Source organism: Pseudomonas sp. NPDC087697 (assembly GCF_044743155.1).
Lineage (GTDB): Bacteria > Pseudomonadota > Gammaproteobacteria > Pseudomonadales > Pseudomonadaceae > Aquipseudomonas.
Window position 1 is genome coordinate 16,144 of record NZ_JBIUVW010000035.1, and the last position, 15,458, is coordinate 31,601.

The following is a 15,458-nucleotide window of genomic DNA, read 5'->3' on the forward strand; positions in this document are numbered from 1 at the left end:
AGGAGCCGAGCTTGCTCGCGATGGCGATCTCAAGACTGCCATCGCCGGCAAGCCGTGCTCCTACAGGGGCTACCGTCAGTAGACGTCGCGGCGATATCTGCCTTGCTCGATCAACCGCTCGACTTCATCGGCACCGAGCAACTCGTTGAGCACCTGATCCACCCCTGACGCCATCCCTTTCAGGCTGCCGCAGATGTAGATCGATGCACCGTCTGCCAGCCATTTTTTCAGCTCGGCGGCTCGTTGGCGCAGACGATCCTGAACGTAGATTTTCTCGGCCTGATCCCGCGAAAACGCCAGGTCCATCCGCTCCAGATCACCTTCGATCAACCATCCCTCAAGTTCATCGCGACAGAGGAAGTCATGCTCGCGATTACGTTCACCGAACAGCAGCCAGTTGCGTGTCTGGCCATCGGCAATTCGCGCCTTGAGCAAGCTGCGCAGGCCTGCCAGCCCGGTGCCGTTACCCAGTAGAATCATCGGTACTGGCGCTGCCGGTAGATGGAAACCGCTGTTGCGCCGCACCCGCAGACTGATGGCGCCACCTGGTTGCGCGTATTCGGTCAGCCAGCCGGAGCCGACGCCCAGACTGCCATCGGCATGACATTCCTGACGCACCAGCAGTTCGAGCACACCGTCGGCGGCAATCGAGGCGATCGAGTATTCGCGCATGGCCAATGGCACCAGCGCGTCGACCAACGCCTGAGCGTGCAAGCCGAGCAGGTGCACGCGATTCTCGGGTAACTGACGGCTGGCCAAGGCTTGTTCCAGGGTTTCCTGCAAGCCATCGAGTTGCACCCGCGTGTCACCCGCGATGCCCAGCCCATCAAGGAAATGTTCAATCGCTCCCCGGCAGTTGCGCGGCAGCACTTCAACCAGGTCGCCGGCCAGCCAACTGCTGGTGTCGGGTGCCGTCAGGCTCAGCAGGTAAACGTCGGAGCCGCTGCTGTCAGGGTTGAGCAGTTCACGCTTGCTCAAGGTCCAGTTGCTGTAGCTGGGGGCCTTCCAGGTATCGACTGGCGGCTGTCCGGTCAGTTGACCGAGTTGCTGCTGCCAATGGCGCAGGGCGTACGGGTCGCCGCTGTCGACTTCCACCGGGGCAAACAGCGTGGTGCCACCGTGTGCAGATAGCCAGCTGTGCAAGCGTTTGGCGAAGCCGCAGAAGTGTTGATACTGCCGATCACCGAGGCCAAGCACTGCGTAGTTCAGGCTCGAAAGGCTCAGCGCCCGACCCAGTAGCTTGCGCTCGAAACCACGGGCGCTGTCCGGGGCTTCGCCGTCACCAAAGGTACTGACCACGAACAGCGCATTGTTCGACTCACGCAGATCCTGCTCGCTGACAGCGGCCAGCGATTGCACCTTTACCGGCAACCCGGCGGCCTGTAACTGGCTGGCGGTTTGCCAGGCCAACTGTTCGGCAAAACCGCTCTGGCTGGCGAAACCGATCAGCCATGCCGGGGCATCGCTGGTGGTGTGCACCAGGTCTTGGCGGGCGTTTTTGATCTGGCGTTTTTTGCGTCGACGGTCCAGGTACAACAACCAGCCGGTGATGAAGAACAACGGCATAATCAGCGCGGCGAGCATCAGCACAATCCGCCCGACGATGCCGAAATAACTGCCGACATGCAGCGCGTAGATGCTGGTCAACAGTTGCGCCTTGAAGCTCTTGTCGCTGTAACGATCGTGACGCTTGATGACGCCGGTGGCCGGGTCGAGGGTGATCTGGTTCAGCGCTCGGTCGTGCGGTGAATTTTTCAACAGATAGAACACGGTTGCCGGTTGTCCGGCCGCAGGCGGCATACGCACGTTGTAGGCGCTCAGGCCTGGACCGGCGGCGCTGTAGATGCTGCTCCAGATCGCATTGTAATCGGCGGTCGGCGCGGGGCCGGCGGGTGGCGGTGCACCGCGAGTCTGTCTGACGCGCTCGTTTTGCGGCGCGTCCGACAGCAGTTTGCTCAGGCCCTTGTTGTACCATTCATAGGACCAGGACAACCCGGTCAGCGCTGCCAGCAAATACACCAGCAAGCACCAGGTTCCCGCAACCGAGTGCAGGTCCCAGTTGAAGCTGCGACCTTTTTTCGCCCAGTCGAGGGTCAGCCAGGCGCGCCAGCTCGCGACCTGGCGCGGCCAGCGCAGGTAGAGCCCGGACAGGCAGAAGAAAATCAGGATCAGCGTGCAGGCACCGGTGATTTGCCGGCCGGTGTCGCCCATCGCCAAAAAGCGGTGCAGTTGCAGCATCAGGCCAAAAAAATCCTGGCCGACGGCGTCGCCCATGTAGTCGCCGGTGTACGGATCGACGTAGCGCATCTGGCCACGGCGCTCGCCCGGCGGCGGGGTGAAGAACACGCGTGCAGCAAAGCCGCTCTCGGTTTCGACCCAGAGCATCGCGACTTTCTTGCCTTCAGCGGCTTCGACCCTGGTCACCAGATCGGCCGGCGGCAGCACGCCGGCGACCTGCTTTTCAACCTGCAGGACCTGCGGGTTCAGCGCCCGCAGGATCTCATCCTGAAACGACACCGCCGCACCGGTCATGCCCATCAAGGCCAGCACCAGACCCGCGCTGATGCCGAAGAACCAATGCAGCTGGAACAGGGTTTTCTTCAACACGTCGACCGCCTTGTTCGTCTGAAACTGTTTGTTCAATAAAATCTCAAGGCGCGCATTATGCCGTGAGTTGTCGAGAAACATTCCTTTTTACACACAAAAGCCCCGCTCATCAGGATGGGCGGGGCTTGGCGACTTCGTTCTTTATCAGAAGTGGAAGTTGGTGCTCAGCAATGCCGTGCGGCCCGGCGCCTGGTTGGCGAAGTGAGTCGCGAAGGCTTTGTCGTAGTAGGTCACGTCGGTCAGGTTCTGCAGGTTCAGTTGCAGGTCGACGTTTTTGCTCAACTTGTAGCTGGCCATGGCGTCGTAACGAACGTAGGAATTGACCATGGTGGTGTTGGCCACACTGCCGAACACGTCATCGACGTAGAACGCACCGCCACCCAGGGTCAGCTTCGGCGTGACGTTGTAAGTCGTCCATAGGCTGGCGCTGTTTTTCGGGGTGTTAGGCAATTGGTTGCCATCGGTGGCGTGGTTTAGCGGACCGCCATCGACTTGCTCGCTGTCCATGTAGGCGTAGCCGGCGAAGACTTGCCATTTGTCGGTGATCTTGCCGTTTGCCGACAGTTCGATACCTTGAACGCGGGTTTTGCCGGCGTTTTCGTAGGAAGTGGTATCCACTTGAACGCGTGCATTCTCTTTCTCGGTACGGAACAGGGCGGCGGTCAACGACAGACGATCGTTGAGCAGGTCCCACTTGGTGCCGACTTCGTAGTTCTTGGTGGTTTCCGGCTCCATGTCGCTGCTCAGCAGGTTGCCGTTGCGATCCGTGGTCCCCGACAGCGGGTTGCCGTCCATGCCTTCGCCCAGGGTGTTACCCGGTGGTGTGGCCGAGGTTGCGTAAGAGGCGTAGATGCTGCTGTTTTCAGCCGGTTTGTAAACGACGCCCAACTGACCGGTGACGAACTCGCTGGTGTCAGCGCCTTTGGCAGTAGTGGCACCTGCCGCAGTGAAGGTCTTGTATCGGGTGTCGAAGTGGTCGTAACGCAGACCCATGTTCACCAGCCATTGCGGCGACAGCTCCAGGGTATCGAACACGTACAGGGCACGTGTGTTGGCGGTAGTGTCAGTGCCAGCGTAGTTGCGCGAAATCGCGCCGTTCCACGGATCGTTCGGGGTCGGGTTGGCCAGCGAGGTGCAGTTGTAGCCGCTGGACGCGCCGATCATCGACGGTGTGCAGTTGGTGCTCGATGTGGCTGTCGATCCCGGAGTGGTGTCGGTGTTGACGTTGTACGAAGATTTTTCGCCTTCTTCACGGGTGAACTCGACACCGGTGGAGAAGCTGTTCTTGAAGCCGGCGATGTAGAAGTTGCCAAACAGATCGGTCTGGTTGGTGGTGGTCGCCACGTTGCTGACACGGGTGTTGGCACGACGCCAGACGCTGCCGTTGTTCACGTTACCCTTGCTGTCGTCCGGCTGGGTCAGGATGTAATCCTGCATGCTGGTGCCGTGGCGCAGGGTGTTCTTGATGGTCAGCGCGTCGGTCAGGTCGTGCTCGATGGCGAAGGTCGCAGTGTCAGTACGGGTCTTGCGGAAGTCGCGGTCGGTCAAGCCATAGAAGTTGCTGCTGTCGCCGCCAGCGTAAGGTTTGTCCGGGTTGCTCTTGGTGCGATCAGCGGTCTTGCCCGAAGCCGGTACGGTGTACGGAATACCCGAATCCGGCAGGTCGTTGCTTTGCAGATGGTAGTAGTCGAGGTTGACGCGGGTGTCGGTGCCCAGGCCGAAGGCCAGCGACGGTGCGATGCCCCAACGGTCGTAGTCGACTTTGTCGCGGCCGGCGACGTTGCTTTCGTGGCTCAACAGGTTCAGGCGGCCAGCGGCGGTATCGCTGAACTGGTAGTTGCTGTCCAGGGTGTAGCGCTGGGTCTGGTCCGAGCCCCAGGTGAAGCCGCCATTGAATGAATCGCCCAGGTGCGCTTTTTTGCTCACCAGGTTGATGCTGCCGCCCGCTGCGCCACGACCGCCAATCGCGGAGTTCGGGCCTTTGCTGACTTCGATCGACTCTACGGCGAAGATTTCACGGCTCTGGGAGCCGGTGTCACGCACGCCATCCAGGTACGTATCACCCTGAGCGTCGAAGCCGCGAATGAACGGACGATCGCCTTGCGGGTTGCCGCCTTCACCGGCACCGAAAGTGATGCCGGGAACGGTGCGCAGCGCATCCTGCATGTTGAGGGCGCCAGTGTCCTTGAGGACCTGCTGTGGAATCACGGTCACCGAACGCGGGGTATCAATCAGCGGAGCGGTGTACTTGGGCGAAGAAGCTTTTTCGACCTGGTAGGAGGTTGAGTCCTGGGCTTCACCAGTAACGCTGGTGGCATCCAGGGAAATCGCATTGCGCGGCGCTTTTTCGTCGGTTTTTTCCGCGGCGAAAGCCATGTGACCGGCAGAGCTGGCGGTGATCGCTACGCCGATTGCAGAAGCGAGCAGGCGCGGTGTGCTGACCGGTGTTTGGTGTGGCTGGCGTGACATTGTGAGTTCCCCTCCCCAAGGATTTGAGGCGGCGGAATATAGGGTAAACACGTATTTGTATCAATTGCGAAACATTGCTAATTGCATCAAATTTACATTCTTTACAATTTTTCCTTACGGTTTTTACTGACTTGTTCGCCATGCCGATTTTACATAGTCAATAAGAATCAATACCATTGGCATCCCTTTGCCCTCAGGTATCGCCCCATGCTGCTGCATATTCCCGGCTTGTTCTCCCGTGAAGAGGTGCAGCGCATTCGCGAGGCTCTGGAGCAGGCTGACTGGGCGGATGGCAAGATCACCGCCGGTTATCAATCGGCCAAGGCCAAGCACAACCTGCAGCTGCCGGAAGGCCACCCGCTGGCCAAGGAAATCGGCGCGGCGATGCTTGAACGGTTGTGGAAACATCCTCGATTCATGTCAGCGGCGTTACCGCACAAAGTCTTCCCGCCGCTGCTCAACTGCTACACCGCAGGTGGCAGTTTCGATTTTCACATCGACAACGCCGTGCGTCAGCCCAAGGGCAGCATCGAGCGCGTTCGCACCGACCTATCGTCCACGTTGTTCTTCAGCGACCCGGACGAGTACGACGGTGGCGAGCTGGAAATTCAGGACACCTTCGGTACCCAACGAGTGAAATTGCCGGCCGGCGACCTGGTGCTCTATCCGGGCACCAGCCTGCACAAGGTCAATGCGGTCACTCGCGGTACACGTTATGCCTCGTTCTTCTGGACCCAAAGCCTGGTTCGCGAAGATAGCCAGCGCGCCGTGCTGTTCGAGATGGACGAGGCGATCCAGCAATTGACTCAGGACATGCCGGATCACCCGTCGCTGATTCGCCTGACCGGCACCTATCACAACCTGCTGCGTCGCTGGGTCGAGGTTTAACCGTGAGCTATCGACTGCACCGCGAGGAAGTCCTCGACGGCGATCAACTCAGAGCCATGCTCGCCGAAAGTCCGGCCCGCGCAGCTCAGGCGATCCTGATCGCCGCCAAGGCTGGAATCCTCGACGGCCAGGCCTTGCTCGGTCAAATCCTGCTCGAAGGGCAGGGCATCGCCAAGGATCAGGCGCTGGCCTTGCGCTGGTTCGAGATTGCCGCCAACGGCGGGCATCTGATGGCGCGCAACATGCTCGGTCGCTGTCATGAGCACGGTTGGGGCTGCGTGGCCAATGCCACTGTAGCGGCATGGCATTATCGTCAGGCCGCTGAAGCCGGGCTGGATTGGGGCTTGTACAACTACGCCAATTTGCTCGCGACCGGTCGTGGCGTGGTCGAGGACCAGATGCAGGCGTTGGCCTGTTATCGCGGCGCGGCCGAAAGGGGCCACGCCAAGTCGATGAACCTGCTGGGGCGCTATCTGGAAGAGGGACGATTCTGTGCAGCGGATCCGGCAGCAGCCGTTGACTGGTATCGGCGATCAGCAGAGGGCGGGGACTTTCGGGGGCAGTTCAGTTATGCAGCGGTGCTGGCCGATCAAGGGCAGATCGAGGCTGCGCTGAGCTGGCTGCGCGAGGCATTGGCGGGTGGGAATTTGAAGTTTCTGCGAGTGGCGAGTGAGTCGCTGTCGAACGCCGTGAATCCGAAAATTCGCGAGTTGGTCACCGATTACGCAAAGCGCTGTGCCGAATTGGACATGAAGCCGAACCATCTATAACGCTCGACATCGTCCACTGTAGGAGCTGCCGAAGGCTGCGATCTTTTGATCTTTGCGCCCTACGGAACATCAAAAGATCGCAGCCTTCGGCAACTCCTACGCGGGGATAGGTATTTCCGGAGGATTTATTTCAGACACAAAAAAGCCCATGACAGGTCATGGGCTTTTTGATGTCAGCGATCTGCGTTTAGACGTAGAACGACTTCAACGGCGGGAAGCCATTGAACTCGACGGCGCTGTAGCTGGTGGTGTAGGCGCCGGTGGACAGCCAGTACAGGCGGTCACCGATGGCCAGATTCAGCGGCAGGCCGTACTTGTAGTTTTCGTACATGATATCGGCGCTGTCGCAGGTTGGGCCGGCGATGACCACTTCTTCCATCTCGCCTTTCTTTTCGGTCCAGATCGGGAACTTGATGGCTTCGTCCATGGTTTCGATCAGGCCGGAGAACTTGCCCACATCCGTGTACACCCAACGCTCGACGGCGGTGCGGGATTTACGCGCGACCAATACCACTTCGCTGACCAGGATGCCGGCGTTGGCGATCAGCGAGCGGCCTGGCTCGAGGATGATTTCGGGCAGATCGTCACCGAAGTCTTCCTTGAGGAAACGGATGATTTCTTCGGCGTAGGTTTCCAGGCTGTTAGTACGGGTGATGTAGTTGGCCGGGAAGCCGCCGCCCATGTTGATCAGCTTGAGGTGAATGCCGTCTTCTTCTTTCAGGCGTTCGAAGATCACTTTGACCTTGGCGATCGCGGCGTCCCAGACGCTGATGTCGCGCTGTTGCGAGCCGACGTGGAAGGAGATGCCGTATGGCACCAGGCCCAGGTCGCGAGCGAGGATCAGCAGGTCCATGGCCATGTCGGTCTGGCAGCCGAATTTACGCGACAAAGGCCAGTCCGCGGTGGTCGAGCCTTCGGTCAGGATGCGCACATAGACTTTCGAACCCGGTGCAGCCTTGGCGATGTTGCGCAGGTCGGCTTCGGAGTCGGAGGCATACAGACGCACGCCCTTCTCATAGAAGTAGCGAATGTCTTTGGATTTCTTGATGGTGTTGCCATAGCTGATGCGATCCGGGCTGACGCCGCGGCCCAGCACCTTGTCCAGCTCGTAGATCGAAGCGATGTCGAAGCTCGAACCTTTCTCTTTCAGCAGGTCGATGATCTCGACGGCCGGGTTGGCCTTGACCGCGTAGTAAACCTTGGCAAATTCGAAACCGGCGCGCAGGTCGTCATAGGCCTGGGCGATCATCGCGGTGTCGATGACCACGAACGGGGTTTCTTGTTTGTCGGCGAAGGCCTTCATTTTCTGGAAGGTTTCACGCGCGAAATAGTCTTCGACGTTGATCGACATACTTGGGAGCTCCTACTGGCAAACAGAATAAATAAATGGGTGCAAATGAACGTCCTCCGTATCCCCACTTTGGTTCGCCTACTTCCCAAGGCATGTCGCCGAAAGCAAAAAGGTCAACCTGGCGCTGCGCCGCGGGTGACCTTGCTGTCTCGTCGTCAGTACTTGAGCCGGATGGATCGTTTCCAGCATGGACGTTCGGCGCGAACTTTAGGACTTGAGCGGCTTGAGATCAACAAAAAATGTCGCGTTTTTGCACGCTTCCGTCGTGCGGTCCCGGTCAGATACTGATGTAACCGACCTGCATGACAGTGTGATGTTCCCTTTGAAGGGATTTTTGAGGTGTTTCAGGAGGGATTTGTGTTGCCCCATTCGCGAGCAAGCCCGCTCCCACACTGGTCCGTGTTCAACCACAAAATTGTGGGCTGACGCAGATCCAATGTGGGAGCGAGCCTGCTCGCGAAGGCGTCCGTCAGGCCAATGCAGTCTCGGCCGGCGAAACAATGCTGGTCTTGCCGCCACGGGACTTACCCGAGCTCAGGTACTCGGCAATCGACTCCTGCGTCACTTCGCCGAGGAACACCCGCTCGGCGTCCATCACTGGTAGCCACGAGCGGTTGAACTCGTACATGCGCGACAACAGGATCCGCAGGTGCTCGTCATAGGCCGCCGTGGCGTTGAACTCGCGCAGGAATTGCACGCAGGTGCCGGTCTGACGATGCAGATCGCGGCGGCGCACGTAGCCCAAGGCCTTGTTGTCGGCGCAGGTGACCACCACATAGCGGCGGTCGAGTTCGTCCATCAACTCCAGCGCTTCGGCCACCGGCGTTTCCGGGCTGACTGACGGCGCGTTGTCCGCCGCGTCTTCGGCCTTGACCAACAGCAGCCGTTTGAGCGTGCTGTCCTGGCCGACGAAGTTGCTGACAAAGTCATCCGCCGGGTGCGCGAGCAGAGTGTCCGGGTGGTCGACCTGGATCAGCTTGCCGCCACGGAAGATCGCAATCTTGTCGCCAAGCTTGATCGCTTCGTCGATGTCATGGCTGACCATGATCACGGTCTTGCCCAGCGCCCGCTGCATCTCGAAAAATTCGTTCTGGATCATCTCGCGGTTGATCGGGTCGACCGCACCGAACGGTTCGTCCATCAGCAGCAATGGGGCGTCAGCGGCCAGGGCGCGGATTACACCGATCCGCTGTTGCTGACCACCGGACAGCTCCCGTGGGTAGCGGCTCAGATACTGCTTGGGTTCCAGCTTGATCATGCTCATCAACTCGCGGGCGCGGTCGTGGCATTTTTGTTTGTCCCAGCCGAGCAGGCGCGGAACGATGGTGATGTTTTCCTCGATGGTCATGTTCGGGAACAGACCAATCTGCTGGATCACATAGCCGATGTTGCGGCGCAGCATCACTGCGTCGAGGTCGGTGGTGTCTTCGCCGTTGATCAGGATTTTGCCCGAGGTCGGTTTGATCAACCGGTTGATCATTTTCAGCGTGGTGCTTTTGCCGCAACCCGATGGCCCGAGGAACACGCAAATTTCGCCTTCATTGACGGTCAGGTTCACCGAGTCCACGGCTTTGATGTCTTTGCCGTTGCTGTGAAAGGTTTTGCTGAGGTTTTGAAGTTCGATCATTTCAGGAGTCCTTTTGGAGTCAGCGAACGTTGCAGCCATTGCAGAAGCAGGTCGGCGAAGATCGCCAGCAGGCTGACCAGCACCGCGCCGACGATCAGCATCGACATGTCACTGCGGCTGATGGCAGCGAGGATAAGTACGCCCAGACCACCGGCGCCGATGGTCGCGGCGATGGTCATCACCCCAATGTTCATGACGACTGCGGTGCGCACGCCGGCGAGGATCACCGGCACCGCAATCGGCAACTCGACCATGCGCAGGCGCTGGCCGAAAGTCATACCGATGCCGCGCGCGGCTTCGCGAATCCCCGGTTCGACGCCAGTCAGCGCCAAATAGGTGTTACGCATGATCGGCAGCAGCGAATACAGAAACACTGCAGTAATCGCGGGCATCGGCCCCAGGCCCTGGCCGAATTTCGAGTAGAACGGCAGCAGCAGACCGAACAGTGCAATCGACGGAATGGTCAGCAGTACCGTGGCGCTGGCTTGCAGAGGACCGGCCAGCGTCGGGAAGCGCGTCATCAGAATGCCCAGCGGCACACCGACCACGATCGCCAAGGTCACAGCAATGCCGACCAGGGTGATGTGTTGCCAGGTCAGGTGCAGGACGAGCGACCAGTCCAAGTGGGAAAAGGCGTTGAGAAATTCCATAGCTTTTCCTCAGTTGATGGGGTGCTGGCGCAAGAAATCTGCGGCCACGGCGGAAGGGCTTTCGTGGTCGACGTCGACCCGTGCATTGAGTTGGCGCATGGTTTGGTCGTCGAACAGTTCGGCCAGCGGTTTGAGTTGTTTGGCCAATTGCGGGTGGGCGTCGAGGTACGCCTGTCGGGCCACAGGCGCGGCGGTGTAGTCCGGGAAGTAATGTTTGTCGTCTTCCAGCAGTTTCAGCTTGAAGGCATTCAAGCGCCCGTCGGTGGTGTAGACCAGACCGGCAAATACCTGGCCATTGCGCAGCGCGGTGTAGACCAGCCCGGCGTCCATCTGGCGGATGTTGTTGCGGGTCAGGTTCATGCCGTAGAGCTTGACCATGCCTTTGAGGCCGTCGGAACGGTTGGCGAACTCGGTGTCCAGCGCCACCAGGTGGTTGGTCTTCGCCTCAGCGCTGAGCACGCTGTTCAAGTCGCTGATGCTGTTGATCTGCGGATATTCATCGGCAACGTTCTTCGGCAGCGCCAAGGCGTAGGTGTTGCTGAATTTCGACGGAGCGAGCCAGACCAGGCCCTTTTTCGCGTCAAGTTCCTTGACCCGCGCGTAGGACTGTTCGTTGTCGAGCTTCTCAGTGACATGGTTGTAGGCCACCAGCGACACGCCGGTGTATTCCCACATCAGGTCCAGTTGGCCGTTTTCATGGGCACTGCGGGCCAGACTGCTGCCCAGACCTCCCGTCACCTGGACGTCGTAACCCTGGGTGCGCAGGTATTGGGAGGTGATTTCCGCGAGCAGTGTTTGTTCGGTGAATACCCTGGCGCCGATGCGGATCAGCGGTTTGTCGGCGGCGTGGGCAAATCCTGCGCACAGCAGGACGCAGCCTAGTAACAAGCTTAATGTTTTCATGATTATTCCTTCGCTCAGCCTGAGTTAAGACTGGGGTAAACCGCGTTCCAGCCAGAGGCGGCTGGCCAGTGTTACCAGACCGTCGAGCAGCAATGCCAGCAGGGCGGTGCAGGCTGCGCCGAGGATCAATTGCGGCTGATTGTTCAAGGCAATACCGGGGAAAATCAGGCTGCCCAGGCTGTTGGCGCCGATCAGAAACGCCAGCGGTGCGGTGCCGACATTGATCGCCAGCGCCACCCGCACACCGCCGATGATGATCGGCACTGCGTTCGGCAATTCGACCCGCCAGAGCACCTGGCGCGGGGTCATGCCAATGCCGACGGCCGCTTCCTTGAGCGAACCCTGAACGTTTTTCAGGCCTTCGTAGGTGTTGCGCACGATGGGCAACAGGGACGCGAGGAACAGCGCGAAGATCGCAGGTCCGCTGCCGATCCCGAGAATTCCCAGGGCGATGGCCAGTACGGCGAGAGGCGGGACGGTATTGCCGATGTTGAAGAGCTGCATGAAGCGTTCGGCGCGCCCGACCATGGTCGGGCGGCTGAGGAAGATACCGGCGGGGATGCCCACAACGAGGGCGGCCAGCATGGAAGCGAGGACGAGAATCAGATGAGCTTGCAGGTAAAACAACAAATCGTCGCGGTACAGTTCGATCGTGTTGATGCCAATCCAGTGGATCAGCAGGGCCAGAAGGGCGACGACAACCGCTCCTCCTATCAGCCCTTTGCCATAGCGAATAGCCACAGGCGGACTCCTTTTTTCTGTCGGCGAACAGTTTTTCGTGTGGCAACGCCATGCCTGGCTGCCGAAAAAATGATCGCGAAAAGCAGCTCGTTCGATGCCGGCAAAGCGGCATGAGATCGAGCCATAAGCGCAGCCTCGTCAGGCTGACTTGCTGATATTTCAGCCCCTGACGACAAGCCGTAACAGGGGAGTGGACGCCTCCACTCTTTAAAAGGTTCCACAATTAGCAGCATTTAGCCACCCCGGCCGCCTCACATCCCGTAGCAGCTGCCGAGCCCGCGAGGCTGCGTTCGGCTGCGAAGCAGTCGTAAAATCGTTAAGCGCGGTATGCCTGCAAGACCGCATTGTTTGATTTACGGCCGCTGCGCAGCCGAACGCAGCCTCGCGGGCTCGGCAGCTGCTACAGGGCGAACGGTGGTCCGTAGATGTCGTTTTGAGCTATACTCGCCGCCCTTTTTTGAATCACCTGCCAGGCGATTTCCCATGACCAAACAGGCCGCCGAAGTCGCGAAACGCCGCACTTTCGCCATTATTTCCCACCCCGATGCGGGTAAAACTACCATCACCGAGAAACTCTTGCTGATGGGCAAGGCCATTGCTATTGCCGGTACGGTGAAATCCCGAAAGTCGGACCGCCATGCCACCTCCGACTGGATGGAAATGGAAAAGCAGCGTGGTATTTCCATTACCACGTCGGTCATGCAGTTCCCGTATCGCGATCACATGATCAACCTGCTCGACACCCCGGGCCACGAAGACTTCTCCGAAGACACCTACCGCACCCTGACGGCGGTCGACTCGGCATTGATGGTTCTCGACGGTGGTAAGGGTGTAGAGCCACGGACCATCGCCCTGATGGACGTTTGCCGTCTGCGTGATACGCCGATCGTCAGCTTTATCAACAAACTCGACCGTGACATTCGCGACCCGATCGAACTGCTCGACGAAATCGAAGCCGTCCTGAAAATCAAGGCTGCGCCGATCACCTGGCCGATCGGTTGCTACCGGGATTTCAAAGGCGTCTATCACCTCGCCGACGACTACATCATCGTCTACACCGCAGGCCACGGCCACGAGCGTACCGAGGTGAAAATCATCGAGAAGCTCGACTCCGATGAAGCCCGCGAGCATTTGGGTGACGAGTACCACCGCTTCATCGAACAGCTGGAACTGGTGCAGGGCGCCTGCCACGAATTCAATCAACAGGAATTCATGGACGGCCAACTGACCCCGGTGTTCTTCGGTACTGCGTTGGGCAACTTCGGTGTCGATCACGTGCTCGACGCCGTGGTCAACTGGGCGCCGAAGCCGCTGGCCCGTGTCGCCAACGAGCGTACCGTTGAACCGGTGGAAGAGAAGTTCACCGGCTTCGTGTTCAAGATCCAGGCGAACATGGACCCGAAACACCGCGACCGCATTGCCTTCATGCGCATTTGCTCCGGCAAGTACGAAAAAGGCATGAAAATGCGTCACGTGCGCACCGGCAAGGATGTTCGGATCGGCGACGCGCTGACCTTCTTCTCCTCCGAGCGTGAGCAACTGGAAGAGGCGTTCGCCGGCGACATCATCGGTCTGCACAACCACGGCACCATCCAGATCGGCGACACCTTCACCGAAGGCGAAGCCCTGGGTTTCACCGGTATCCCGCACTTCGCCCCGGAACTGTTCCGCCGCGTACGCCTGAAGGACCCGCTGAAATCCAAGCAACTTCGCCAGGGCTTGCAACAGCTGGCCGAAGAGGGCGCGACCCAGGTGTTCTTCCCGGAGCGCAGCAACGACATCATCCTCGGCGCCGTCGGTGTGCTGCAGTTCGATGTGGTCGCCAGCCGCCTGAAAGAAGAATACAAGGTCGAATGCGCCTACGAGCCAATCACCGTGTGGTCTGCGCGCTGGATCGATTGCAGCGATAAGAAGAAGCTCGAAGAGTTCAGCGTCAAGGCCGTGGAAAACCTCGCCCTCGACGGCGGCGGTCACCTGACCTACCTGGCCCCGACCCGGGTCAACCTGGCGCTGATGGAAGAGCGCTGGCCGGACGTGAAATTCCGTGCGACGCGTGAGCATCACTAAGCGCTGAGTGTGTAACACCAAAGCCCCGTTGCGAAAGTTGCGGGGTTTTTTATTGACTGCAAGAAATCGCCGTTGTTACAGGGCGTCCAGGCACCCTTTAGGTCATGGCGTGATACTACTTAACGCGTTGTCAAAGAATTAGCTGTATGGGCTTTGAAGGGTTTGGGATAAGAGCTTCAGCGGCCATGATGAACGCGCCTGACGGTGAAAATCTCGAGCGAGGAAAGCTGCCTCAATCATCGCTTTACGAGACCCTGTAACCGTACAGTGAGACAGAATAGATTTTGTGCCATAGGCTAGGCGTCATTGATGCCGCTCTTTATATGGACTCGCTCAGAATGGAAGTTGGAGCACATAGGATGTTTTTTGCCACCACGCATAACCCGCTGGTCACTCTTGTCGCGACTCAATCCAGTGACTTCGAAACGCTTGTTGCTATTCGGATTGAGGCCATGCGTGAAAGTCTCGAGCACATTGGTCGCTTCGATCCCGTGCGTGCACGAGAGCGTTTTCGCGATGGTTTTTCTCCCGCGTTCACTCGCTACATCGAGGTTTCCGGCGAGCAGGTTGGTTTCGTTGTCGTCAAGCCGCTCATCGATGGGTTATTGCTTGACCACCTGTACATCAAGCCGAGCGCGCAAGGTATGGGCATAGGTTCGGCTGTTCTTCGTCAAGTCTTCATGGAAGCGGATGCATCTGAATTGACATTGCGGGTGGGTGCTCTCAGAGAAAGCGCTTCAAATCGTTTTTATATTCGTCATGGCTTTCAGTTCGTCGAAAGTAGCGAGTTCGACAACTACTATGTTCGTCCGAACACCCAGGTGCGCCCGGCTGCAGATACTTGATCCGGTTCTGTTGATCATCGCGCAGCCACTGGACCGTCATCTTCTGCCTCAAACTGGCTCAAGGGTATCGAGTGGCTTGATTGGCCTCAAATGAGAATGTCCTGTCGTTGTTTTAGTTATAACCATTATTCAGAACCGATCTGTCCAGCCACGGCATTTACCGGCAATCGGTAGCATCCTATCTGGAGAACCCGGCCGATCGGAACTAGATTTCATTCAGCGCCACGGCAACCGGGTTACCCGCCGTCAGGCACCCATGCTTCACCTACGAAAGGATGGAATCAGCTATGAGTATTTTTCAACGCATGGTTTTACTGATCAAAGTGCTGGTGTTGCTGTCGGTGGGCACTTCGGCAGCGTGGGCGAGCGGCGGCGCAGTGCAGGATCAGGGTTTCTGGGCAGCAAAAAGTGTGCAGGGCAGTGGCTTGATGGTTGCCACTGGTGAGCAGAGTCAGGGTGATAGTAAAAGCGATGAGGACCCGTCCTCCGACGATTCCGAAGACGATACCCAGGGTTAAGGATTCTTAAGGATTCAGACAA

The 15,458-nt window shown here is 58.8% G+C and carries 12 protein-coding genes; 5 read left to right on the plus strand and 7 right to left on the minus strand.

The window, feature by feature from the left end:
- Positions 1 to 75: 75 nt before the first annotated feature.
- On the minus strand, positions 76 to 2,607 hold the full coding sequence (locus ACIPIN_RS20990; RefSeq protein ID WP_401121720.1) for a PepSY domain-containing protein: 2,532 nt from the start codon (positions 2,605 to 2,607) through the stop codon (positions 76 to 78).
- A 144-nt stretch (positions 2,608 to 2,751) separates the two neighbouring features.
- Positions 2,752 to 5,076, minus strand: coding sequence for a TonB-dependent receptor (locus ACIPIN_RS20995; protein WP_401121637.1), 2,325 nt, complete (start codon positions 5,074 to 5,076; stop codon positions 2,752 to 2,754).
- Between the two features lie 207 nt (positions 5,077 to 5,283).
- Here ACIPIN_RS20995 and ACIPIN_RS21000 point away from each other — a divergent pair, with 207 nt between their 5' ends.
- Both ACIPIN_RS21000 and ACIPIN_RS21005 read left to right on the plus strand, forming a co-directional pair.
- Positions 5,284 to 5,964, plus strand: a complete 681-nt coding sequence (locus tag ACIPIN_RS21000) for a Fe2+-dependent dioxygenase (protein ID WP_401121640.1) — start codon at positions 5,284 to 5,286, stop codon at positions 5,962 to 5,964.
- Between the two features lie 2 nt (positions 5,965 to 5,966).
- Positions 5,967 to 6,734, plus strand: a complete 768-nt coding sequence (locus tag ACIPIN_RS21005; RefSeq protein WP_401121641.1) for a tetratricopeptide repeat protein — start codon at positions 5,967 to 5,969, stop codon at positions 6,732 to 6,734.
- 187 nt (positions 6,735 to 6,921) lie between these two features.
- On the opposite strand, the gene ACIPIN_RS21010 is transcribed toward ACIPIN_RS21005, so the two are convergent.
- The 5 genes from ACIPIN_RS21010 to ACIPIN_RS21030 form a co-directional block, all read right to left on the minus strand.
- Positions 6,922 to 8,085: a type III PLP-dependent enzyme gene (locus tag ACIPIN_RS21010; RefSeq protein ID WP_401121644.1), complete on the minus strand. Its 1,164-nt coding sequence runs from the start codon at positions 8,083 to 8,085 to the stop codon at positions 6,922 to 6,924.
- Positions 8,086 to 8,554: 469 nt separating this feature from the next.
- A complete protein-coding gene (locus ACIPIN_RS21015; RefSeq protein ID WP_401121646.1) occupies positions 8,555 to 9,712 on the minus strand; it encodes a betaine/proline/choline family ABC transporter ATP-binding protein in 1,158 nt (385 codons plus the stop codon).
- Positions 9,709 to 10,362, minus strand: a complete 654-nt coding sequence (locus ACIPIN_RS21020) for an ABC transporter permease (protein ID WP_401121649.1) — start codon at positions 10,360 to 10,362, stop codon at positions 9,709 to 9,711. The genes ACIPIN_RS21015 and ACIPIN_RS21020 overlap by 4 nt, the downstream gene beginning before the upstream one ends.
- Positions 10,363 to 10,371: 9 nt before the next feature.
- A complete protein-coding gene (locus tag ACIPIN_RS21025) occupies positions 10,372 to 11,265 on the minus strand; it encodes a glycine betaine ABC transporter substrate-binding protein (RefSeq protein ID WP_401121652.1) in 894 nt (297 codons plus the stop codon).
- Between the two features lie 24 nt (positions 11,266 to 11,289).
- The gene (locus tag ACIPIN_RS21030) at positions 11,290 to 12,006 is read right to left on the minus strand and encodes an ABC transporter permease (protein WP_401121654.1); all 717 of its coding nucleotides are present in this window, start codon (positions 12,004 to 12,006) and stop codon (positions 11,290 to 11,292) included.
- Positions 12,007 to 12,489: 483 nt separating this feature from the next.
- Here ACIPIN_RS21030 and ACIPIN_RS21035 point away from each other — a divergent pair, with 483 nt between their 5' ends.
- From ACIPIN_RS21035 to ACIPIN_RS21045, 3 genes are all read left to right on the plus strand, one after another.
- Positions 12,490 to 14,073 (plus strand): peptide chain release factor 3, encoded by a 1,584-nt coding sequence (locus ACIPIN_RS21035; protein WP_401121656.1) that lies wholly within the window; start codon positions 12,490 to 12,492, stop codon positions 14,071 to 14,073.
- A gap of 359 nt (positions 14,074 to 14,432) precedes the next feature.
- A complete protein-coding gene (locus ACIPIN_RS21040) occupies positions 14,433 to 14,918 on the plus strand; it encodes a GNAT family N-acetyltransferase (protein ID WP_401121658.1) in 486 nt (161 codons plus the stop codon).
- 287 nt (positions 14,919 to 15,205) lie between these two features.
- Positions 15,206 to 15,436: a hypothetical protein gene (locus ACIPIN_RS21045; RefSeq protein ID WP_401121660.1), complete on the plus strand. Its 231-nt coding sequence runs from the start codon at positions 15,206 to 15,208 to the stop codon at positions 15,434 to 15,436.
- Positions 15,437 to 15,458: the final 22 nt, after the last annotated feature.

What these genes read in the sequence shown, in the direction of transcription:
- ACIPIN_RS21040 (WP_401121658.1), top strand. Translation starts at nt 14,433, where the DNA reads ATGTTTTTTGCCACCACGCATAACCCGCTGGTCACTCTTGTCGCGACT.
- ACIPIN_RS21020 (WP_401121649.1), bottom strand. Translation starts at nt 10,362, where the DNA reads ATGGAATTTCTCAACGCCTTTTCCCACTTGGACTGGTCGCTCGTCCTG.
- ACIPIN_RS20995 (WP_401121637.1), bottom strand. Translation starts at nt 5,076, where the DNA reads ATGTCACGCCAGCCACACCAAACACCGGTCAGCACACCGCGCCTGCTC.
- ACIPIN_RS21000 (WP_401121640.1), top strand. Translation starts at nt 5,284, where the DNA reads ATGCTGCTGCATATTCCCGGCTTGTTCTCCCGTGAAGAGGTGCAGCGC.
- ACIPIN_RS21045 (WP_401121660.1), top strand. Translation starts at nt 15,206, where the DNA reads ATGAGTATTTTTCAACGCATGGTTTTACTGATCAAAGTGCTGGTGTTG.
- ACIPIN_RS21025 (WP_401121652.1), bottom strand. Translation starts at nt 11,265, where the DNA reads ATGAAAACATTAAGCTTGTTACTAGGCTGCGTCCTGCTGTGCGCAGGA.
- ACIPIN_RS21015 (WP_401121646.1), bottom strand. Translation starts at nt 9,712, where the DNA reads ATGATCGAACTTCAAAACCTCAGCAAAACCTTTCACAGCAACGGCAAA.
- ACIPIN_RS21035 (WP_401121656.1), top strand. Translation starts at nt 12,490, where the DNA reads ATGACCAAACAGGCCGCCGAAGTCGCGAAACGCCGCACTTTCGCCATT.
- ACIPIN_RS21010 (WP_401121644.1), bottom strand. Translation starts at nt 8,085, where the DNA reads ATGTCGATCAACGTCGAAGACTATTTCGCGCGTGAAACCTTCCAGAAA.